Origin of the sequence: Pseudomonas sp. TWR1-1-3, from assembly GCF_049896805.1 — a bacterium.
Classification (GTDB): domain Bacteria; phylum Pseudomonadota; class Gammaproteobacteria; order Pseudomonadales; family Pseudomonadaceae; genus Aquipseudomonas; species Aquipseudomonas bubulae.
In genome coordinates, this window is record NZ_JAFCUZ010000005.1 from 354,556 (window position 1) to 376,430 (window position 21,875).

The 21,875-nt window shown below is 58.9% G+C and carries 18 protein-coding genes; 1 reads left to right on the plus strand and 17 read right to left on the minus strand.

Going from position 1 to position 21,875, the window contains the following annotated elements; translation table 11 throughout:
* Nucleotides 1-40 precede the first annotated feature (40 nt).
* The 14 genes from ACP7BE_RS20000 to hutC all read right to left on the minus strand — a co-directional run bounded on the left by ACP7BE_RS20000 (nucleotide 41) and on the right by hutC (nucleotide 17,560).
* Nucleotides 41-775 (minus strand): amino acid ABC transporter ATP-binding protein, encoded by a 735-nt coding sequence (locus ACP7BE_RS20000; protein ID WP_095000826.1) that lies wholly within the window; start codon nucleotides 773-775, stop codon nucleotides 41-43.
* The gene (locus ACP7BE_RS20005; RefSeq protein WP_370688616.1) at nucleotides 768-1,727 is read right to left on the minus strand and encodes an amino acid ABC transporter permease; all 960 of its coding nucleotides are present in this window, start codon (nucleotides 1,725-1,727) and stop codon (nucleotides 768-770) included. Before ACP7BE_RS20005 ends, ACP7BE_RS20000 begins: the two co-directional genes overlap by 8 nt.
* A 74-nt stretch (nucleotides 1,728-1,801) precedes the next feature.
* Entirely contained in the window at nucleotides 1,802-2,599 is a 798-nt protein-coding gene (locus tag ACP7BE_RS20010) for a transporter substrate-binding domain-containing protein (protein ID WP_016783160.1), read from the minus strand.
* Nucleotides 2,600-2,883: 284 nt separating this feature from the next.
* A complete protein-coding gene (gene mdoH / locus ACP7BE_RS20015) occupies nucleotides 2,884-5,436 on the minus strand; it encodes a glucans biosynthesis glucosyltransferase MdoH (protein WP_095000824.1) in 2,553 nt (850 codons plus the stop codon).
* Nucleotides 5,429-7,159, minus strand: coding sequence for a glucan biosynthesis protein G (locus ACP7BE_RS20020; protein WP_095001089.1), 1,731 nt, complete (start codon nucleotides 7,157-7,159; stop codon nucleotides 5,429-5,431). The genes mdoH and ACP7BE_RS20020 overlap by 8 nt, the downstream gene beginning before the upstream one ends.
* Before the next feature lie 231 nt (nucleotides 7,160-7,390).
* Nucleotides 7,391-7,828 carry a D-aminoacyl-tRNA deacylase gene (gene dtd, locus ACP7BE_RS20025; protein ID WP_095000823.1) on the minus strand — a complete coding sequence of 146 codons (438 nt, stop codon included), beginning with the start codon at nucleotides 7,826-7,828 and terminating at the stop codon, nucleotides 7,391-7,393.
* Nucleotides 7,825-8,796, minus strand: coding sequence for a prolyl aminopeptidase (gene pip, locus ACP7BE_RS20030; protein ID WP_095000822.1), 972 nt, complete (start codon nucleotides 8,794-8,796; stop codon nucleotides 7,825-7,827). The genes dtd and pip overlap by 4 nt, the downstream gene beginning before the upstream one ends.
* Nucleotides 8,797-9,016: 220 nt before the next feature.
* The gene (gene hutG / locus ACP7BE_RS20035; RefSeq protein ID WP_095026351.1) at nucleotides 9,017-9,811 is read right to left on the minus strand and encodes an N-formylglutamate deformylase; all 795 of its coding nucleotides are present in this window, start codon (nucleotides 9,809-9,811) and stop codon (nucleotides 9,017-9,019) included.
* A gap of 10 nt (nucleotides 9,812-9,821) precedes the next feature.
* Nucleotides 9,822-11,027 (minus strand): imidazolonepropionase, encoded by a 1,206-nt coding sequence (gene hutI / locus ACP7BE_RS20040; protein WP_426107008.1) that lies wholly within the window; start codon nucleotides 11,025-11,027, stop codon nucleotides 9,822-9,824.
* 27 nt (nucleotides 11,028-11,054) lie between these two features.
* Nucleotides 11,055-12,458, minus strand: coding sequence for an amino acid permease (locus tag ACP7BE_RS20045; protein ID WP_095017738.1), 1,404 nt, complete (start codon nucleotides 12,456-12,458; stop codon nucleotides 11,055-11,057).
* A 74-nt stretch (nucleotides 12,459-12,532) separates the two neighbouring features.
* Complete coding sequence (gene hutH, locus ACP7BE_RS20050) at nucleotides 12,533-14,065, minus strand: histidine ammonia-lyase (RefSeq protein WP_095000818.1); 1,533 nt, start codon at nucleotides 14,063-14,065, stop codon at nucleotides 12,533-12,535.
* Nucleotides 14,066-14,222: 157 nt separating this feature from the next.
* Nucleotides 14,223-15,920 carry a urocanate hydratase gene (gene hutU, locus ACP7BE_RS20055; RefSeq protein ID WP_095000817.1) on the minus strand — a complete coding sequence of 566 codons (1,698 nt, stop codon included), beginning with the start codon at nucleotides 15,918-15,920 and terminating at the stop codon, nucleotides 14,223-14,225.
* A gap of 354 nt (nucleotides 15,921-16,274) precedes the next feature.
* Complete coding sequence (locus ACP7BE_RS20060) at nucleotides 16,275-16,853, minus strand: HutD/Ves family protein (RefSeq protein ID WP_095000816.1); 579 nt, start codon at nucleotides 16,851-16,853, stop codon at nucleotides 16,275-16,277.
* On the minus strand, nucleotides 16,850-17,560 hold the full coding sequence (gene hutC, locus ACP7BE_RS20065; protein ID WP_153326946.1) for a histidine utilization repressor: 711 nt from the start codon (nucleotides 17,558-17,560) through the stop codon (nucleotides 16,850-16,852). Before hutC ends, ACP7BE_RS20060 begins: the two co-directional genes overlap by 4 nt.
* A 145-nt stretch (nucleotides 17,561-17,705) precedes the next feature.
* On the opposite strand from hutC, the gene ACP7BE_RS20070 reads away from it, so the two are divergent.
* Nucleotides 17,706-19,070, plus strand: a complete 1,365-nt coding sequence (locus tag ACP7BE_RS20070; protein ID WP_426107012.1) for a formimidoylglutamate deiminase — start codon at nucleotides 17,706-17,708, stop codon at nucleotides 19,068-19,070.
* 119 nt (nucleotides 19,071-19,189) lie between these two features.
* Here the strand turns inward: ACP7BE_RS20070 and ACP7BE_RS20075 are convergent, their stop codons facing one another.
* From ACP7BE_RS20075 to ACP7BE_RS20085, 3 genes are all read right to left on the minus strand, one after another.
* The gene (locus ACP7BE_RS20075) at nucleotides 19,190-21,127 is read right to left on the minus strand and encodes a RecQ family ATP-dependent DNA helicase (protein WP_240882223.1); all 1,938 of its coding nucleotides are present in this window, start codon (nucleotides 21,125-21,127) and stop codon (nucleotides 19,190-19,192) included.
* Between the two features lie 124 nt (nucleotides 21,128-21,251).
* On the minus strand, nucleotides 21,252-21,590 hold the full coding sequence (locus ACP7BE_RS20080) for a type II toxin-antitoxin system RelE family toxin (protein WP_095031394.1): 339 nt from the start codon (nucleotides 21,588-21,590) through the stop codon (nucleotides 21,252-21,254).
* Nucleotides 21,559-21,828 (minus strand): type II toxin-antitoxin system Phd/YefM family antitoxin, encoded by a 270-nt coding sequence (locus ACP7BE_RS20085; protein ID WP_169916159.1) that lies wholly within the window; start codon nucleotides 21,826-21,828, stop codon nucleotides 21,559-21,561. Before ACP7BE_RS20085 ends, ACP7BE_RS20080 begins: the two co-directional genes overlap by 32 nt.
* Between the last annotated feature and the right edge of the window lie 47 nt (nucleotides 21,829-21,875).

Genomic DNA, 21,875 nt, shown 5'->3' on the forward strand with positions numbered 1-21,875 from the left:
CGGGCAAGCCCGCTCCCACAAAAGCAGGCAGGCCCTGCTCTTAAAGCACCTGACGCAAAAACGCCTGGGCGCGCAGGTCTTTGGGCGAGGTGAAGAAATCTTCCGGGGCGGAATCTTCCAGTAACTTGCCGTGGTCGAAGAACAGCACGCGGTTCGCCACTTCACGGGCAAAGCCCATTTCGTGGGTCACGCAGACCATGGTCATGCCTTCGCGGGCCAGGGTCTTCATCACGTCCAGCACTTCGCCGACCATCTCCGGGTCGAGCGCCGAAGTCGGCTCGTCAAACAACATCACCTTGGGTTCCATCGCCAGCGCACGGGCAATTGCCACACGCTGTTGCTGGCCACCCGAGAGACGTGACGGGTACTCATTGGCTTTTTGCCCGATCCCGACCTTGTCCAGCAATGCCCGGGCCTTGGCTTCGCGCTCGGTCTTGCCACGCTTGCGCACAACCTTCTGCGCCAGGCACAGGTTTTCCAGCACGGTCATGTGCGGAAACAGGTTGAAATGCTGGAACACCATGCCGACTTCACGCCGGTAGGCGTTCACGTCGGTCTTGGGGTTGGCCAGATCCAGGCCGTCGATGCTGACGGAGCCCGAGTCGAAGTCTTCCAGGCCGTTGAGGCAGCGCAGGAAAGTCGACTTGCCGGAACCCGACGGGCCAATCACCACCAGCACTTCGCCCTGGGCGACGGTGGTGCTGACGTTGTCCACGGCGCGCACGATATGGCCGCGGGTGTCGAAGACTTTTACCAGTTCGCGAACTTCAATCACTTTGCGCGAGCCTCCGCTCAAGCCGGCTGGCGAAATGCGACAGCGGCAGGTTGATCAACAGGTACAGGCCCGCTACGCAGAACAGGATTTCGAACGGCGAAAACGAGGTAGTGATGACTTCCCGACCGCTTTTGAGCAGTTCGGTAATGGCAATCACCGACACCAGCGAAGTGTCCTTGACCAGGCTGATAAATTGCCCGGCCAATGGCGGCAGCACCCGCTTGAACGCCTGCGGCAACACCACATAGCGCATCGACTGGCTGCCGTTGAGGCCCAGCGAGCGGGCCGCTTCGTTTTGCCCGCGAGCAATGGACTGCACGCCCGAGCGGATGATTTCAGCCACATACGCACCGGTGAACAGCGACAGCGCGGCAATACCGGCAAATTCGCGGGACAGGTTGAGTACGGTGCCGATAAAGAAGTAGAAGATAAAAATCTGCACCAGCAACGGCGTGCCACGGACCAGTTCGACGTACAGCGTCGAGAGGTCGCGCAGGGTCGGGTTGTTCGACAGCCGGCACAGGCCCGTAACCAGCCCGATAATCAAGCCCAGTACGCCAGACACCAGCGACAGCCAGACGGTCGTCCACAGGCCCCACAGCAGCGGCCCCGCAGCCCAGTGGCGGTTGACGCCGATCACATCGCCTTCGTCGACTTCGTCACCTTCGGCCAGTTGCAGGCTATTGCCGGCAACGCTCACCCGTTGTTCATTGCCATCATCACCGCGCAGCAGCACTTCGGCAGTGTCGCCCTTGCGTACCAGTTCGATGATGGTCGAGTGCTCAGCAGCCCGCTGGGCTTCTTCGGCCTGATAAGCGAAATACTGGGGGACGCGGTTCCAGCGCCATTCGTAAGACATCAGCGAGGTGGCGTAATACAAAGCCCCCGCCAGGCCGATGAGCACCAGCACGGTCAATACGTGCCAGGGCCACTGGGCTTTTTTTTGTTTGATCACTTTCAGGTTCCACGTCTTGTATCGCTAGGGAGGCCGTCATCGCGGGCAAGCCCGCGATGATTCAATCAGCCTTATTCCATGTCCTTGAGCCAGGCGGTGTCTTTGAACCACTTGTCATGGATGCGATCGTAAGTGCCGTCTTCGTGGATCTGGTGCAGGAAGTTGTTGATGAAGTTGATGCTGTCGTAGTCACCCTTCTTCAGACCGAAGGCCAGTGGCTCGTAGGTGAATGGCTGGTCAAGGAACACCAGTTTGCCGTTACCGAACTTGTTGACGGCTACAACGTTGTAAGGCGCGTCGTATACAAAGGCATCAGCCTTACCGTTAACCACGTCCAGCACACCTTCAGGCTCGTTGTCGTAGCCGTGGTACTGGGCTTTGGACATCAGCTTGCGGGCGATCATTTCGCCGGTGGTGCCGATTTTCGAGGTCAGGCGGTATTGCGGGTCGTTGAGGTCTTTGTAGGACTTGATCTTGTCAGCCAGTTCCTTGCGTACCAGCAGGGTTTGGCCCACAACAATGAAGGGTTCGCTGAAGTTCAGGCGCAAGTTGCGCTCCTGGGTCAGGGTCATGCCGCTGCCGATCATGTCGAACTTGTTGGTCATCAGGGCCGGGATGATGCCGTCGTAACCGGTAGACACCAGCTCCAGCTTGACACCCATGGACTTGGCCATCGCTTTGAGCAGGTCAACTTCGAAGCCAATGATCTGGCCACGCTTGTTGGTCATTTCAAAGGGCATGTAGGTAGGGTCCATGCCCACCTTTAAGGTGCCACGCTTGACCGCATCATCAATTGCGCCTGCATGGGCTGCGCTGATCGCCAGCAGTGCAGTGACACCGCACAGCAGTTTCGAGACAAACTTCTTCATCATCAACTCCCCCTCACCTACTCAATTAAGGTGTTGGCCTGCGGCTGGCTTGAAGCACAAAGCCAATAAAGCCGGGCACTCACCCATTCGAAAACGGATGCTAACTCACTGAGGGTTGTGAGACGAGTTTTGAAACAGAAAAGGCCAATGGCCGGGGGATACAGTCACTGTGGGAGCGGGCTTGCTCGCGATACAAGCGACGCGGTGCAACAGGTATTACGAGGTGATGCAATCGCGAGCAAGCCCGCTCCCACTTAAAGCGGAAACGGGTTGCTCACGAAGGATCAAGCAGCAGGCTGCAACGGCAACAGCGGTGCGTGAGGGTCGGCAGCAACCGACTCACGCCAGGCGTTCAGCCAGCCTTCGTGCCCCTCGCTCCACACCAGCGCATGCAGGCGTGCAAGGGCAACCGGGTCGCTCAACAACTGCATGCGCTCGTTGTTGGTAACGCCCTCTGGACCGACTTTGAGTGCATGACGCACACGCTCGGTACGCAACCACTCAATCGGCTCGGCTTCCCGGTGACGCGAGGTCGCCAAAGCACAGGCCAATGCGTTCTGCTGCGGATCAACCACGGCTCGGACAAAACCGTCATTCAGCGCATGGTAGCGATTTTCATGGGTGTATTCGGCGGTAGCCGACAACTCACGGGGCGGCGCATATTCCTCAGGAATCAGGAACAAGCTTTCGTCACGGGTCTTGAGGCCCAGTTTCACCCGACTGGAGATCACGGAAACCGGGATCGACAACATCAGTGAACCGACAATCGGTACCAGCCACCACAAAAAGCTCGGGTTCAACCACAGCACCAATGCAGCCCATGCAGCACCCAGCAGGGTTTGCGGGCCATGACGGCGTACGGCTTCGCTCCACGGCGTGGAGTCGTCGTCACGCTGTGGCGAGTTCCAGGTCGCCGCCCAGCCCAGAAACGCGGCCAGTACAAAGCGGGTGTGGAAGATCATGCGCACCGGTGCCAGCAGCACCGAGAAGAGCATCTCAAGCAGCATCGACAGCGTTACTTTGAACTTGCCACCGAACTCTTTGGCACCCTTGGCCCAGATCAGAATGATGCTCAGCAGCTTGGGCAGGAACAACAAGACGATGGTGGTGGAAAACAGCGCCACGGCTTTTTCCGGGTGCCACTGTGGCCACAACGGGTACAACTGCCGTGGTTCCAGGAAGTACTGTGGCTCCATCAGCGTGTTGACCGCCAGCAGGGCCGTCGACAACAGCAGGAAGAAGAACCACAACGGTGCCGACAGGTACGACATCACCCCCGTCAGAAACACCGCACGGTGCACCGGGTGCATACCCTTGACCAGAAACAGGCGGAAGTTCATCAGGTTACCGTGGCACCAGCGACGGTCACGCTTGAGTTCATCCAGCAGGTTAGGCGGCAACTCTTCATAGCTGCCCGGCAAGTCGTAGGCAATCCACACACCCCAACCGGCACGGCGCATCAACGCGGCTTCCACGAAGTCGTGGGACAGGATCGCGCCCGCAAAAGCGCCTTTACCCGGCAGCGGCGCCAGAGCGCAGTGCTCGATAAACGGCTTCATGCGGATAATTGCGTTGTGACCCCAGTAGTGGGATTCACCCAACTGCCAGAAGTGCAAGCCGGCGGTAAACAGCGGGCCGTACACACGGGTGGCGAACTGCTGCATGCGCGCATACAGCGTGTCCATGCCCGAGGCTCGTGGCGCGGTCTGGATGATACCGGCGTCCGGCGTAGCTTCCATCAGGCGTACCAGGCTGGTCAGGCACTCACCGCTCATCACGCTGTCTGCGTCGAGCACCACCATGTACTTGTAATCACCGCCCCAGCGACGGCAGAAGTCGTCGAGGTTGCCGCTTTTACGTTTTACACGGCGACGGCGACGGCGGTAGAAGATCCGCCCGAAGCCTTCGGTTTCGCGGCATACATCCAGCCAGGCCTGTTGCTCGGCAACGCAGATATCGGGGTCGTTGCTGTCACTGAGGACGAAGAAGTCGAAGCGGTCCAGGTCGCCGGTGGCGGCCACCGACTCGTAAGTCGCGCGCAAACCCGCGAATACACGGGTGACGTCTTCGTTGCAGATCGGCATCACCAGCGCGGTACGCGCTTGTTCCGGGATCGGTTCATTACCGGCGCTGGCGCCGGAAATACGGTATTTGTCGTGCCCGGTCAGCAGTTCCAGAAAGCCCATCAGGGCGGTCCAGAAACCCGCCGACACCCAACAGAACAGAATCCCGAACAGGATCAGGATGCTGGTTTGCAGGGCATAGGGCAGCACTTGCTGGGCCGTTTGCATCAACGGCTGGTGCAATACTTCTTCAAGGTCAACGAACGACCAGCCCTGGTACGGCATGATGCCTTTCATGTACCAGCCCGCAACGATGGTCTGGCCGAGCATCAACACCAGCAGGATGTAGCGGCGGATCGAACCCACCGTACGCCAGCGGGCCTTGGGCAGGACGCGTTCGTCGATTTCCGGCTTGGGCGGGTTGCTGCGCCCGGTCAGGCGCCGCCAGCCACGCACCAGGATATTGGTGCGCCATGGCTCTGGCACTACCTTGGTACGGCGAATCGGCGGCGTAGCCTTGAGCATGACCCGGCCGCTGGCGTCGAGGGCGAGCATTTCTGCTTCCTCAAGTTCAGCCGCCGAAGTCAGGTTCAGACGCGTGCCCACCGAAGCCTGAGCGGCCTCGGCAGCATCCACGTCGCTCTGCGCCGACAAGCGCGCATGCAACTCGGCGAACGAGGAGCAGTTCGCCAGTTCCGCGCGCTGCTCATCGCTCAGTGGTAAATGCGCCAGGTACTCGCTGAGCGAGGCCGGGTGGGGCTGAGCATTACTCATCGGCTGGCAACTGGTAGCTCCAGGTCTCGGTCAGCACTTTTTCAGTCTTGACCGGCTCCGGAGTGGCTGGGGTCGCTTCAGGCGCCTTGGCGTCCTTGGCTGCGTGGTCTTTCTTGTCCTGTGCCTTGGCCGCAGCTTTCTCGGCTTTGGTCTCAGGTGCCTTATCCGCTTTGGCGGCCGCAGCCGGCTCAACGTCCTGGACCAGCGCTGCACGCATTTCCGTGGCCTTGCTCGGGTCTTTGATTTTCAACCGCAGGGTCAAACGCCAGCCCTTGGTTTCAGGGTTGTAACGCACGTTGTTTTCAACCAGTTCGGCGTTGTCACCCACACTGACCTGGCTGCGCACAGCTGCATTTTCCGGCAGAGCCTTGAGGGACGGGCCTTCGAAGTCCACCAGATACGCCACACTGCCGTCTGGTTGGCGGATCAGGTTGGATTGCTTGACGTCACCGGTCGAACGCAGGGTCTGTTGTGCCCAGGCGCTGTCGGCCGGGTGCAGAGCTGCTTCATCCATGGTCCAGTGCAGGCGATAAGCGAAATCAAACGGCTTGAGCGGCTCCGGCAGGGTGTCCGGGCTCCAGAAAGCAACAATGTTGTCGTTGGTTTCATCAGCAGTCGGAATTTCTACCAGATCAACCGAGCCCTTGCCCCAGTCGCCCTGAGGTTCGATCCACGCACTTGGACGCTTATGGTAGTTGTCATCCAGGTCTTCGTAGTGGCTGAAATCCCGGCCACGTTGCAGCAAGCCGAAACCACGCGGGTTTTCAACGGCGAAGTTGCTTACCGACAAGTGTTTCGGATTGTTCAGCGGACGCCAGATCCACTCGCCGTTACCGGCGTGAATGGCCAGGCCCGACGAATCGTGCAGTTCGCGACGGTAGTTGAGGACCTTGGACGGCTGGTTGGCGCCAAACAGGTACATGCTGGTCAGCGGAGCGATGCCCAGCTTGCCGACCTTGTCACGCAGGAACATTTGCGCTTTGACATCCACTACCGTGTCCACGCCCGGGCGCAGGGTAAAGCGGTAAGCACCGGTAGCCCGTGGCGAGTCCAGCAGGGCGAAGATCACCAGATGCTTGTCGTTAGGCTTGGGTTTTTCGATCCAGAATTCGGTGAAGCGCGGGAACTCTTCGCCCGACGGCAATGCCGTGTCGATCGCCATACCACGGGCCGACAGACCATAGATCTGGCCCTTGCCCACAACGCGGAAGTAACTCGCGCCGAGCATGGTCATGATCTCGTCCTGTTTGTCCGCCTTGTTGATCGGATACAGCACGCGGAAACCCGCCCAACCGAGGTTTTCGGTGGCTTTAGGATCGAACTTGACGTCACCGAAGTCGAAACGGCTCGGGTCGTACTTGATCTCTTCAACCGTGGTGGCGGTCACTTCGTTGATTTTCACCGGCGTGTCGAAATGCATGCCCTGGTGATAGAAGGACAGTTTGAACGGGGTTTTGTCACCCGCCCACTGGGCCTTGTCACGGTTGAACTGGATTTTCTGGTAGTCCGCGAACTTCATGTCGCGGAATTCCTTTGGCAAATTGCTGCGCGGCGCTTGGTACTTCTGCTCGGCGAGGGTTTTAGCCTCAGCCGCCACGTCATCCAGACTGAATGCCCACAGTTGACCCGCACCGAACAAGCAAAAGAGCGCAGAGCCCGTCACCAGTGCGTTACGCAACCGCTTGGCAGACATTTTTGGTGCATTTAATGGACTAACAATCACGAGCAAACCTCGCCGAAAACAGATGATGAAACCAACGGCCAGCGATCTAAATGCCAGGTTGGCGAGCACTGTTCCGACCGTCAAAGGAATAAATGATTCCCCGGACGTGTCGGATTAGTCTCTGTGTAGCGCAGGATTATCTAGTAGCCCGCGTTACAACGCATCTACTGTCAGCAAGTATTTCTCGCTAAAACCCCCTGTTTTCAGACGAAAACACGGTTTTTCAGGGTTTTAGGTTTGTAACAAAAATGTCACAGGGCCATCATTGATCAAATGCACCTGCATATCAGCGCCAAAACGCCCCGATTCGACGCTGGGGTGAAGTCGTTTTGCCGCTTCAAGCAGCTGATTGAACAACGCCTCGGCCAATGCCGGTGGTGCTGCCGTGGAAAAGCTCGGACGCAGGCCGCTCTTGGTGTCTGCCGCCAGGGTAAATTGCGAAACCAGCAGCAAACCGCCGCCGATATCGGCCAGTGACAGGTTCATTTTGCCTTCGGCATCGCTGAATACCCGATAGTTGAGCAGCTTATGCAGCAACTTGGCGGCGCTGGCTTCGGTATCCCCGGGCTCGACGGCAACCAGCACCAGCAAGCCCTGATCGATTGAACCGACAATCTCCCCCGCCACCTCTACCCGCGCGCCACTGACGCGCTGCAACAGCCCCTTCATGCTTCGTCAGGCTGCAAGTTGAGCAGACGACGGGCCATTTGCTCGGTGGCGCGCACCAGGGCGTCGGTAATGCCGGGCTCGGAAGCGACGTGCCCGGCTTCACGGATGATTTGCAGCTCACTGCCCGGCCAGGCCTGGTGCAGCTCCCAGGCGTTATCCAGCGGGCAGATCATGTCGTAGCGGCCATGCACGATCACGGCCGGCAGGTGGGCAATCTTGTGCATGTCCCGCAGCAGCTGATTGGGCTCAAGGAACGCGTTGTTCATAAAGTAGTGGCATTCGATACGGGCAATGGACAATGCCCGGTGCGGGTCGCAGAAGCGCTCGACCACCTGCGGGTTGGGCCGCAGGGTGGCGGCGCGGCCTTCCCAGGTCGACCATGCCTTGGCCACATGCATCTGGGCAATCTGGTCGTTGCCCGTGAGGCGCTTGTGAAAGGCACTCATCAGGTCGTCACGCTCTTCCTCAGGGATCGGCGCGATATAGTCCTGCCAGTAGTCGGGGAAAATCCGGCTGGCCCCTGCCTGATAGAACCATTCGATTTCCTGCGGTCGCGCCAGAAAGATCCCACGCAAAATCAGGCCATGTACTTGCGCTGGATGGCTTTGCGCGTACGCCAGTGACAGGGTCGAGCCCCACGAACCGCCGAACAACACCCACTTGTCGATGCCCAGGTACAGGCGAATCCGCTCCATATCGGCGACAAGATCCCACGTGGTGTTGCTGTCCAGGCTGGCGTGCGGTGTCGAGCGACCACAGCCGCGCTGATCAAAGGTGATGATGCGATACAGGCCCGGATCGAAATAGCAGCGGCTGTTGGCATCGCAACCCGACCCCGGCCCGCCGTGGACAAACACCACCGGCAGGCCGTCTGGCGAACCGCTCTCGTCAACGTAGAGCACATGCGGGCCGTCGACCGCCAGTTCATGCCGGGCGTAGGGTTTGATCTGCGGGAACAAGGTCTGCATTACGCACTCCAGGGAGGGGTCGAAAGAGATTGCCGTCAGGCATCATAAACCCGATTGGAGGTATTGAGCATGCCCTTACTAAAAGGATGGGGTTTGGATCGGTTGCGCGCCTCCAACCCTCTCCCGTAGGGAGAGGGGGGCTGATTGTCGGTGTTCTTGAGGCCGCGCGCACTCTGTCCCCTCTCCCTCCGGGAGAGGGCTAGGGTGAGGGGCTTTTGACTTAACGTTCCCGGCCCCACTCAATAATCCGCGCCAACAATTGCTTGAGTACCACCCGGGTCGGTGCCGCAAGGTCTTCGCGATAGTTGAACGGCTCGAACTCTTCCATATAGGTGCACTGGGCCAGTTCCAGTTGCACAGCATGGATGTTGTCCACCGGACTGCCGTAATGACGGGTGATATGGCCACCCTTGAAGCGTCCGTTCAGTACATGACTGTAGGCTGGATGCTCGGCACAAATGGCTTCAAGATCGCGGGCCAGCGTCGGATCGCAACTGGCACCATTGAAGGTGCCCAGATTGAAGTCCGGCAGACGGCCGTCAAACAGATGAGGGATTTGCGAACGAATGGAATGCGCATCAAACAGCAGCGCATAGCCAAACTCGTCTTTCATGCGATTGAGTTCCTGTTGCAGGGTCTGGTGATAGGGTTTCCAGATCTGCTCCAGGTACGTCGCACGGTCCTCTTTCGTAGGCACCAGCCCTTCACGAAACAATGGCACGCCATCAAACAGCGTGGCCGGGAACAAACCTGTGGTGGCGCCCACATACATCGGCGCATCGTCCTGCGGGCGATTGAGGTCAATCACAAACCGCGAATACTCGGCTGCCAGGGTGCTGGCACCCAGCTCGCTGGCAAAGTCGTAAAGCTGCGGGATATGCCAGTCGGTGTCCGGCAGGCTTTGCGCCTCAGGGATCAGCCCGGCCTTGACTGCCGGAGTCAGTTTCAGACCAGCATGGGGCATGCTGATCAGCAACGGCACGCGGCCTTGTTTGAATGTCAGAACCTTGTCCACAAGCTTTCTCCTAAAGCGTTACGTCAACGCCGCTACGCACGACGCGTTTGTCCAGATCACCGCCCAGCCAATAAGCCAGGTCTGCCGGACGATCAATGTTCCAGGCGACAAAGTCGGCCACCTTGCCGGGCTCAAGCGAGCCGTGGGTCTCGCCCATGCCCAATGCCGTTGCCGCGTGCAGGGTGACCCCGGCCAGGGCTTCTTCGGGGGTCATACGGAACAGGGTGCAGGCCATGTTCAGCATCAGGCGCAACGACAGTCCCGGCGAGGTTCCCGGGTTGAGGTCACTGGCAATGGCGATTTTTACCCCGTGCTTGCGCAGGGCCTCCATCGGCGGCAACTGGGTTTCACGCAAGAAGTAAAACGCACCAGGCAAGAGCACGGCCACGGTACCGGAGGCGGCCATGGCAATGGCGTCTTCTTCGGTCATGAATTCCAGATGATCGGCCGACAGCGCCTGATAGCGCGCCGCCAGGCTGGAGCCATGCAATGAAGACAGCTGCTCGGCGTGCAATTTGACCGGCAGGCCCAATTGCTGCGCTACCTTGAACACCCGCTCGACCTGGGCCGGTGAGAACGCCAGGTATTCGCAGAACGCATCCACAGCGTCCACCAGCCCTTCGGCTGCCAGCGCGGGTAGCATCTCGTTGCAGATATGCTCGATATAGTCATCGGCGCGATCCTTGAACTCCGCCGGCAAGGCATGGGCGGCCAGGCAGGTGCTGCGCACCGTGACCGGCAACGCTTCGCCAAGACGGCGGATCACCCGCAAAATTTTGCGTTCACTCTCCAGGCTCAGGCCATAACCGGACTTGATCTCGACACTGGTCACGCCATCGCGCAGCAAACACCGCAAACGCTGACGGGCACTGTCGAACAACTCGTCCTCGCTGGCCGCGCGGGTCGCACGCACAGTGCTGGCAATACCGCCGCCGGCCGCGGCGATTTCGGCATAGCTCACGCCTTGCAAACGCTGCTCGAACTCACCGCTGCGGTTGCCGCCAAACACCGTGTGCGTATGGCAATCGATAAGCCCCGGCGTTACCCACGCGCCTTCAAGGCCGTGGGTTTGCCCATATTCGCCCGTCGGCAACTGCTGACGCGGGCCAAGCCACTCAATGTAGCCGTCACGGGTGACGAGGGCGGCATCCTCGATGATCGAGTACGTGCCGTTGGCCATTGTTGCGACATTGCAGTGCTGCCAAAGGGTTTTCATCGCGTCACTCCGTCAATGATCAAAAACTCAGGAAAGCTCGGGAGCCACTTCAATTGCCCGACCCGCTGCAGGTTTTACCCACAACAGATAAGCCACAACCAGCATGAGAATCCAGACCACACCTACCATTAGCGCGGCTTGTGTCTCAGGGAAGTAACCCAGTACGCCGAAGATAAACACCATGAACACAATGGCGGCAATCGGCGCATACGGCCAGAACGGCACCGGGAACTTGAGTTCGGCCACTTGTTCACGGGTCATGGAACGACGCATGGCCACCTGGGTGACCAGAATCATCAGCCATACCCATACCGTGGCAAAGGTCGCAATCGAGGCGATTACCAAAAAGATGTTTTCCGGGATCAGGTAGTTAAGCACCACACCCACCAGCAAGGTGGCGCCCATTACCAGCACGGTCATCCACGGCACGCCGTGTCTGGAGATTTTGGCAAAGCCCTTGGGCGCCTGCCCTTGCTGGGCCAGCCCGTACATCATGCGGCCTGCACCGAAGATGTCGCTGTTGATCGCCGACACTGCCGCCGAGATCACCACAATATTGAGGATGGTGGCCGCCGAGCTGATACCCAGACTGTCAAAGATCTGCACAAACGGGCTGCCCTGGCTGCCGATCTGAGTCCACGGGTAAATGGCCATCAGTACAAACAGAGTCAGCACATAGAACAGCAGAATGCGCAGCGGCACCGCGTTGATCGCTTTAGGGATCACACGCTGCGGATCCTTGGCTTCGCCGGCGGTAATACCAATGATTTCAATACCGCCAAAGGCAAACATCACCACGGCAAACGAGGCGATCAAACCGCCCACGCCATTGGGCATGAAACCGCCGAACGACCAAAGATTACTGATGCCGGTCGCCACCGCATCGGAGCTGCCCGAGGTGCCAATACCAAACAGCATGATGCCGAAGCCGGCCAGGATCATCGCCACGATGGCGGCAACCTTGAGCAGCGACAGCCAGAACTCCATTTCACCGAAGACTTTAACGCTGCACAGGTTCAGGCCGCCAATCAGCAGCACGATGCCCAGCACCCAGATCCAGCGCGCCACTTCCGGGAACCAGAAGCCCATGTAAATACCGAACGCGGTGACATCGGCCAGACACACGATGATCATCTCGAAGGCATAGGTCCAGCCGAGAATAAAGCCCGACATGGGCCCCAGATAGGTGCTGGCGTAGTGACCGAAGGAACCGGACACCGGATTGTGCACGGCCATTTCGCCCAGTGCGCGCATGACCATGAAGACCGCCGCGCCACCAATCAGGTAAGCCAGCAGCACAGCAGGTCCAGCCATTTGGATGGCAGCGGCTGAACCATAGAAAAGACCCGTCCCGATCGCTGAACCCAGCGCCATGAAACGGATGTGGCGAGCGGAAAGCCCGCGTTTCAAACCTTGAGTCTGGTTTTGCATTTCGCGTCCTTGATTATTTTTGTCGGCGAAAACAGAGACGCAGAGAGCCCGTAGGCCCTCTGCGTTTTTTTGGATTACAGGCTTGGCAGAACGTGTGCAGGCAGCAGTGCGTTCAGGCAACGGGACGCCAGCAGTTGCATGGCGATTTCGATGTCCGGCGCGAAGAAACGGTCTTTTTCATAATGCGCGACTTTGCTGCGCAGGGTGGTGCGGGCGATTTCCAGCTTGGCGGACGTTTTCAGGCCATCACGCAGATCCAGGCCCTGGCACGCGGCCAGCCATTCGATGGCCAGAACACCGCGAACGTTTTCGGCCATTTCCCACAGACGCTTGCCCGCAGAAGGCGCCATCGATACGTGGTCTTCCTGGTTGGCCGATGTAGGAATGCTGTCCACGCTATGCGGGTGGGACAACGCCTTGTTCTCGCTGGCCAGGGCCGCAGCCGTCACCTGGGCGATCATGAAACCGGAGTTGACGCCGCCATTGGCCACCAGGAACGGCGGCAGTTGCGACATGTGCTTGTCCATCATCAACGAGATGCGACGCTCACTCAGCGAACCGATTTCGGCAATGGCCAGGGCCATGTTGTCGGCTGCCATCGCCACTGGTTCGGCGTGGAAGTTACCGCCAGAGATCACGTCGCCCTGTTCGGCAAATACCAGCGGGTTATCCGACACTGCGTTGGCTTCAATGCCCAGCACTTCGGCGGCCTGACGGAACTGGGTCAGGCAGGCGCCCATGACTTGTGGCTGGCAGCGCAAGGAGTACGGGTCTTGTACCTTGTCGCAGTTTTTGTGCGACTCGGACACTGCGCTGCTGGTGCCCAGCAGATCGCGATAAATCGCCGCCGCGTCGATTTGACCGCGTTGGCCGCGGGCAGCATGAATGCGTGGGTCGAACGGCGAGCGCGAACCCAGAACGGCTTCAACGGTCAGGCCGCCACAGGCCATCGCAGCGGCAAACAGGTCTTCGCCTTCAAACAGACCGCGCAGAGCATAGGCCGTCGATACTTGAGTACCGTTAAGCAGGGCCAGGCCTTCCTTGGCAGCCAGGGTCAGCGGCTCAAGACCGGCTTGTTTCAAGGCAGTGACGGCATCCAGCCACTCGCCTTTGTAACGAGCCTTGCCTTCACCCAGCAGCACCAGGGACATATGCGCCAGGGGTGCCAGATCGCCCGATGCGCCCACCGAACCTTTGAGCGGAATATGCGGGTAAACCTCGGCATTGATCAGGGCGATCAATGCATCGATGACCACGCGACGAATCCCGGAGAAACCACGGCTCAGGCTGTTGACCTTGAGCACCATGATCAGGCGCACCAGGTCATCGCTGATCGGTTCGCCGATACCGGCGGCGTGGGACAGCACCAGCGAACGCTGGAGGTTTTCCAGGTCTTCACTGGCGATTTTGGTCGAAGCCAACAAGCCAAAACCTGTATTGATACCGTAGGTGGTGCGGTTTTCGGCAAGGATCTGCTCAACGCACGCCACGCTGGCATCGATCTGCGCCGAGGCGCTCGCGTCCAGGCTGAGGGTAACCGGCTGCTGATAAATGTCACGCAGTTGGGCAAGGCTCAGTTGGCCGGGGATCAGGTTTAACTCAAGCACGTTAATACTCCTTCACGCGTGTTACCGAAATTATAGAAATTGTTCGTAACCTTGTGGGAGCCGGGCTTGCCCGCGATGGCATCACCTCGTACGGCCTGAAGCACCGAGGCGACTGCATCGCGAGCAAGCCCGCTCCCACAAGATTCGTGCCCGTGGGTCAGCCGTTGATCATCGGCAGGTTCAGGCCCTGCTCGTTGGCGCAATCGATGGCGATGTCGTAACCGGCATCGGCGTGACGCATTACACCGGTGGCCGGGTCGTTGTGCAGGACACGGGCGATGCGCTCAGCCGCTTCGTCGGTACCGTCACACACGATCACCATGCCCGAATGCTGGGAGAAGCCCATGCCGACGCCGCCGCCGTGGTGCAGCGACACCCAGGTCGCGCCGCTGGCAGTGTTGAGCAAGGCATTGAGCAGTGGCCAGTCGGACACAGCATCCGAACCGTCCTGCATGGCTTCGGTTTCGCGGTTCGGGCTGGATACCGAGCCGGAGTCCAGGTGGTCGCGGCCGATCACGATCGGGGCCTTCAGCTCGCCGCTGCGCACCATTTCGTTGAACGCCAGGCCCAGCTTGGCACGCTGGCCCAGGCCGACCCAGCAGATACGTGCCGGCAGCCCCTGGAAGCTGATGCGCTCGCGCGCCATGTCCAGCCAGTTGTGCAGGTGAGCGTCGTCGGCGATCAACTCTTTGACCTTGGCATCGGTCTTGTAGATATCTTCGGCATCCCCCGACAGTGCGACCCAGCGGAACGGCCCTACACCACGGCAGAACAGTGGGCGGATATAAGCAGGGACAAAACCCGGGAAGTCGAAGGCGTTTTCTACGCCAACTTCTTTAGCCATCTGACGGATGTTGTTGCCGTAGTCGAAGGTCGGCACGCCAGCTTTCTGGAATGCCAGCATCGCTTCAACGTGCTCACCCATTGACGCTTTGGCAGCTTTGACCACAGCAGCCGGATCGGTCACGGCGCGGTCGCGGTACTGCTCCCAGGTCCAGCCTTTTGGCAGGTAGCCATTCAGCGGGTCGTGGGCGCTGGTCTGGTCGGTGACCATGTCCGGGCGCACACCACGGCGAACCATTTCTGGCAGCAGTTCAGCAGCGTTGCCGCACAGGGCAATGGAAATCGCTTTGCCTTCAGCGGTGTATTTGGCAATACGCGCCAGTGCGTCATCCAGGTCCGCGGCTTGCTCGTCGACATAACGGGTGGCCAGACGGAAATCGATACGGCTTTGCTGGCATTCGATGTTCAGCGAGCAGGCACCGGCCAGAGTTGCTGCCAGTGGTTGGGCGCCGCCCATGCCGCCCAGGCCTGCGGTCAGTACCCACTTGCCGACCAGGCTGCCGTTGTAGTGCTGGCGACCGGCCTCGACGAAGGTTTCGTAGGTGCCCTGGACGATGCCCTGGCTGCCGATGTAGATCCAGCTGCCGGCGGTCATCTGGCCGTACATGGCCAGGCCCTTGGCGTCGAGTTCGTTGAAGTGCTCCCAGGTGGCCCAGTGCGGTACCAGGTTGGAGTTGGCGATCAGTACCCGTGGCGCGTTGCTGTGGGTTTTGAACACGCCGACCGGCTTGCCCGATTGCACCAGCAGGGTTTCGTCATCGTTGAGGTTGGTCAGGCTTTCGACGATTTTGTCGTAGCACTCCCAGTTGCGCGCTGCCCGGCCAATACCGCCATACACCACCAGTTCAGTCGGGTTCTCGGCCACTTGCGGGTCGAGGTTGTTCATCAGCATCCGCAGGGGTGCTTCGGTCATCCAGCTTTTGGCAGTGAGCTGGGTGCCGCGGGCGGCGCGGATCTCACCATCACGGTGACGGGTGAACTCGGCAGGCGATTTTGGGGTAGTTGAAGTCACGGGTAACTCCTCAGCGTTGGGCAGATGCGTCGGGTGTGAGAAGAGGATCGACGCACACTTATGTACTTGTACATACAAGCATATGCAAGTTAGCGGCCAATCTGAAAATTTTCCTGATGAAAAAGCTGCAAGCCACGGAAATAAAGGTGCGCAACCGCAAGAGAAGTTTCTTGGTGGAGAGGGAGAAATTAGCGAGGGGTGTTACTGAAGTAGATGTGTGCGCTGATTTGGGGCGTTTGGTAACGCATGTGTTCTGTGGGAGCGGGCTTGCTCGCGATCGCATCACTGCGACCCGCCAATAAACCGAGTCACCTGCATCGCGAGCAAGCCCGCCCCCACCTGATCAGGACGGTGTCAGACCGCGCTCAACTCAATCACGCAACACAGCCCGGTTAGCGTGATTTCCAGCAACTCGCGATTGCCGCTTAGTTGCAGGCAGTCGTAGCGGCCCAGGTGTTCATGGCAGGTGTTACCCAGGCCAACATGCACCTGCTCGCCCGCACTGAACACCAATACGGTCTGCGCCGAACTGAACAGGCGTTGCGGGACGGTTGCATCCAGCCATTGCAGACGTGCTGCGTAGCGCTGCGGGGCGTAGATCAGGTTGAAGTCACGGATCGGCCCATCAATCAGGGTGCAGGAGACGGTGCTTTCACCCTTGAACGCAAATGCATCAAAGGGTAACAGTGCCCGCGTGCTCGCCCCGTCAACTTGCAAGTTCATGCCCGCGCCTTGCAGCACGCTGATAATCCGCTGATAACCCTCAAAACGCGAAAAGCCGCCTGATTCGCCAATATCGGCAATCGACAGGCGCCAGCCAAAACCGACAAGGCCTTCACCTGCGTCACGGGTGATTTCTTCAGTGCTGCCGCCGCCGTTTTTCCACGGCATGCGTGGATAATCGACGGCACGTAAAACAACGGGCTGGCTCATTTATTGAAGCGTCCTTCAAGACGATGACGGGAACCGGGGTGGATCAGCCGGGCGGCGGTCACAGGCTGACGGCCCGACCAGGTGCGGCGGCGAATCAGCAGGCACGGCTCGCCTGGCTCGATTTGCAGCAACTTGCACTCTTTGGGGTCAGCCAGAATCGCTTCGACCACATGCTCGCCTTCGGTCAGCGGAGCGACCTGAGACAAATAGGCATACGGTGTTTGCAGGGTGAAATCCTGCTTGAGGTAGTCCGGCGCCACCTGTGCATTCACGAAACGGTCCTCGATTTGCACGGCAATCCCGTTTTCGTAATGCACGATCAGGGAATGAAAGACCTTTTGCCCTTCACGCATATCGAGCACGGCGGCGCGTTCCGAGCCGGCCATTTCTTCACCCAGGCTGATGACCTTGCAGGTGTGAGTGTGCCCGCGGGCAGCAATTTCATCAGCGATGTTGTTGACTTCAAACAGCGCGGACTGTGTCTTGGGCTCGGCCACAAAGGTACCGACACCCTGCATGCGCACCAGCAAGCCGTCGGCGGTCATTTCACGCAGCGCACGGTTGATGGTCATGCGGCTGAAACCCAACTGGGTCACCAGTTCGCTTTCAGATGGCACACGGTAATGCGGCGGCCAGTTTCCACTCTGGATCTGTTGAGTGATCATTTGCTTTACGCGGGCGTAAAGCGGGGCCGGGCTGTCGCCCATGTGGGCGGCCAGCGGGGACACGACAGGCGGAGTCGACACAGGCAATCCTTGTTCATGAGTAAAGGGCGTAGCTTGCCGGAGTTTACCGGGCAGGCAAACGTCTGTATATGTATATACAAATAACAAGCTTTGGGGTACCGAACCGATGTCTGTCTTCTTTGCCGAGCGCGCCCTGCTACCGACTGGCTGGTCTGCCAATGTCCGAATCGAGGTGGGTGCCGATGGTCGCCTGACACAAATTACAGCCAATGCCGACGCGCACGGGGCAGAACGTTTGAGCGGCCCGCTGTTGCCGGGCATGCCGAACCTGCACTCTCACGCGTTCCAGCGGGCCATGGCCGGTTTGGCCGAAGTGGCGGGCAACCCCAATGACAGCTTCTGGACGTGGCGCGACTTGATGTATCGGCTCGTCGGAAAAATCAGCCCTGAACAACTCGGCGTCATTGCCCGTCAGTTGTACATCGAGATGCTCAAGGCCGGTTACACCTCGGTGGCGGAATTCCATTATGTCCATCACGATCTGTCAGGGCAGCCCTATACCAACCCGGCTGAGCTGGCACTGCGAATTAGCGAAGCTGCACGCTCCACCGGCATTGGCCTGACGTTGCTGCCGGTACTTTATAGCCACTCGGGTTTTGGCGGTCAGACACCCAACGACGGTCAGCGGCGCTTTATCAACAGCACCGAGCAATACCTCAAATTGCAGCAACAGCTCAAGCCGCTACTGGCGCAACAGCCAGCGCAGACCCTGGGGCTGTGTTTTCACTCGTTACGCGCCGTTACTCCCGGACAAATAAACGCAGTGCTGGGCGCCAGCGACACAACCTGCCCGGTGCATATCCATATTGCCGAGCAACAAAAGGAAGTCGACGACTGCCTGAGCTGGAGCGGCAAGCGTCCGATCCAGTGGCTATATGACAATGTCGAAGTCGATTCGCGCTGGTGCCTGGTGCATGCCACCCACGCCAACGCAGACGAAGTTCAACTGATGGCGCAGAGCAAGGCCGTCGCCGGATTGTGCCTGACCACCGAAGCCAACCTGGGTGACGGTATTTTCCCGGCGGTGGATTACCTCGCTCAAGGCGGGCGCATGGGCATCGGTTCGGACAGCCATGTGTCACTGAGCGTGGTCGAGGAACTGCGCTGGCTGGAGTACGGCCAACGTTTGCGCGACCAACGCCGCAACCGGATGTATCGCAGTGATCAGCCGATGATCGGGCGTACGCTGTACGACGCCGCCCTGGCGGGTGGTGCACAAGCGATGGGGCAACCAGTCGCTGGCTTGGCCGTTGGTCAACGCGCCGACTGGCTGGTGCTTGACGGCAACGACCCGTACCTGGCCACCGCACAGGACGACGCCATTCTAAACCGCTGGTTGTTTGCCGGCGGCGACCGCCAGATACGCAACGTGATGGTTAACGGCCAATGGGTAGTTCGCGACGGGCATCATGCCGATGAAGAGGCCAGCTGCCGCGACTTCACCCGTGTGCTACGCGAGTTGTTGGGGTAGGTGCATAACACCTTGTGGGAGCGGGCTTGCTCGCGATGGCTACGACGTGGTCTGTCTGTCAAACCACGGCGATCCAATCGCGAGCAAGCCCGCTCCCACAACACCCGCAGGTAGTTGGATTACAGACCGTTCAGATGCTTCGCAGCCCAATCGCGAACCTCGGCATAGGGATAATTTTCCAACGCTGCAAACCCCGGAATGGCCCGCGCTTTCATCTTGGTGAACATCGGCACACTGATGCCGCATAAAAACCGGGTCAGGCGTTCTGCCGGGGGATAACTTCCTGCGTATTCCTGATGCCTGTGGATAAAAGCGCCACACAGTGCTTCAACGTTTTTATCCACAAGCGGCGCCAGCGCGGGGGGCTCCGGTAAACGCGCCACCTGCCCTGCGCATACCGAGCAATGCCCGCACTGCCGAGGTGCCTGGTCATCGCCAAAATACCGGGCCAGTCGGTAGCTCAGACAGGTGTCACTGGCAAACAGCGCCAGCATTGCGTGAATCCGCTTGATCTCGCCGCTCTCGTGGGCACAGAAGTAAGCATGCAGCTCCTGGCTTAATGCCTCGGCATCAAAATCGCTCACCAGCAGGCTGTAAACCTCGGTCATCTGCTTGCTTTCAAGCTCGATCCAACCCTTCTCCTGAAAATAATCCAGCGCCTTGACCACCCGATTGCGATCGGCCTGATGCTGCCCGTACAGGGTGTCGAAATTTACCGTGGCCCAGGTTCTGGCGCGGGTGGAAGTCTGAATGATGGCCGAGACAAATTGCTGACGTTCACCTTCGAATTTGGCCAGTAATACCTCGGGCTCGATCAGGAATTTGAAACGGTACTCGGCAAAGTAGGCATAGCGCGGTGCTATCAAGCCGCGCAACTCCAGCTGCACCAGCAAGGTTTTAAGCGGTAGCTGACGAATATTGCTCTGATCGGACAACGGCAGCAGCATAAATTCCCACTGCCCTTCAGGTATTGCCCCACGCAACTCCTCAAGTACACAGCGAATACCCGCAAGCTCGGGCGTGTCGCCATACACAAAGTTTTCCAGCACGTTAAGGCTGTCGCGGTTGGCCAGCACCAGACAGTCGGAGGGCTGGCCATCACGCCCGGCGCGACCGATTTCCTGGCTATAGTTTTCAATCGATTTGGGCAGGTCGAAATGCACCACATTGCGGATATCGCTTTTATCGATACCCATCCCGAAGGCGATGGTGGCGACGATGCAGTTCAGCTGCCCGCCCATGAACTGGCGCTGAATGCCCTCGCGCTGCTCATGGGGCAAACCGGCGTGATAAGCATTGGCACTGATACCGTGCTGGCTGAGGTGCTCGGCAATCTGCTCGGCGGTCCGTTGCAATGTGACATAGACGATGCTCGGCTGGCCGATGCGCCCGTTCATCCACTGCACCAGGCGCTGGCGCTTTGCCGCGCCGCTGACCGGCTCAACCCACAGGTTGAGGTTGGCGCGATAGAAGCCGGTGGTGATCACATCCGTCTCGGCAATCGCGAACTTGGCCTGCATGTCCGCGATCACATTGGGCGTGGCGGTCGCTGTAAGCAGCAAGGCTTGGGGGATATTGAACTGGCGCTGGTAGTCTGGAAGTTTCAGATAATCAGGGCGAAAGTTATGCCCCCATTCAGAAATACAGTGGGCTTCATCCACCACCAGCAGTGAAATCGGTACTTGCTGCAAAAAGTTACGGAAGCGCTCGTTTTTCAGGCGCTCGACCGAAATCATCAGGATCTTCAATTCGCCCGCCTTGGCCCGGGCCATCACGGCGCTGGCGTCCTCACGACTTTGCGCGGAATCAATACTGGCGGCGGCAATGCCGTGGCGCTGCAAAAAAGCCAGTTGGTCCTGCATAAGAGCCAACAGCGGCGAAACCACCAGCGTCAGGTGGGGCAACAGCAGCGCCGGCAGTTGATAACACAATGACTTGCCCGAGCCCGTGGGGAAAATCGCTGCCGCCGAACGCCCGGCCAAAACAGCACTGACCACCGCCTCTTGCCCGGCACGAAATTGTGGATAACCGAAAACCTGTTCCAGGGTGTTGTACATCACTGTCACTCCATTGACCGCCACACGCGCAAAACTTTAACGCCAAGTTTGCAGACGATCGAGAAAAGGTCGGGGCAAATTGAGAGAGGATGATACAGGTGTGTTTTGAAATTACCCGATATCACTAGTGCAGACGCTTCTTCGCGGCGATATAGACAGCATGGTCATCACGGCGACCGACACCAAGCACCAGAACTATCAGACGGTTATCAATCACTTCATACACCAGCCTCACCCCGCTGGCACGCAGCTTGATTTTGTAACAGTTCGGCATATTCCTGAGCCCGACGGCCGGAACCTTTGGGGACAGCAAACGGCACTTGAGCTTCTTTAGTAGCTGGATCTGGAGCACCTTATCCAGCTTTTCCAGCTCCTTTTTTGCTTCAATTTCGAACTCAAGGGTATAAGTCTTGATTGCATCTGCCTGCGACTCAGTTTTTCTCGGCAGTTGCGATGAGCTCATCAATTTCGACCTTGATTGTAGGATTGCCACGCCGCTCTTTGACCAACCTGGCCAATTCAGCGTCGTCGATCATCTCCAGCAACAGCTCGTAGCGCTCAGGGGAAAGAATATAAAACGCAGGTTCGTTACGATTGAGAATGACCATTGGGTCACCACCGCTTTCACGATAAGTACCCATAGGGTCTTTTTTCAGATCTGTTACTGACGCAGCGACTTTAGCGAGCATGGCGAATGTCATGATATGGCCTCATGCCTATGTATACGGAAAGACTCATCTGCTAAATC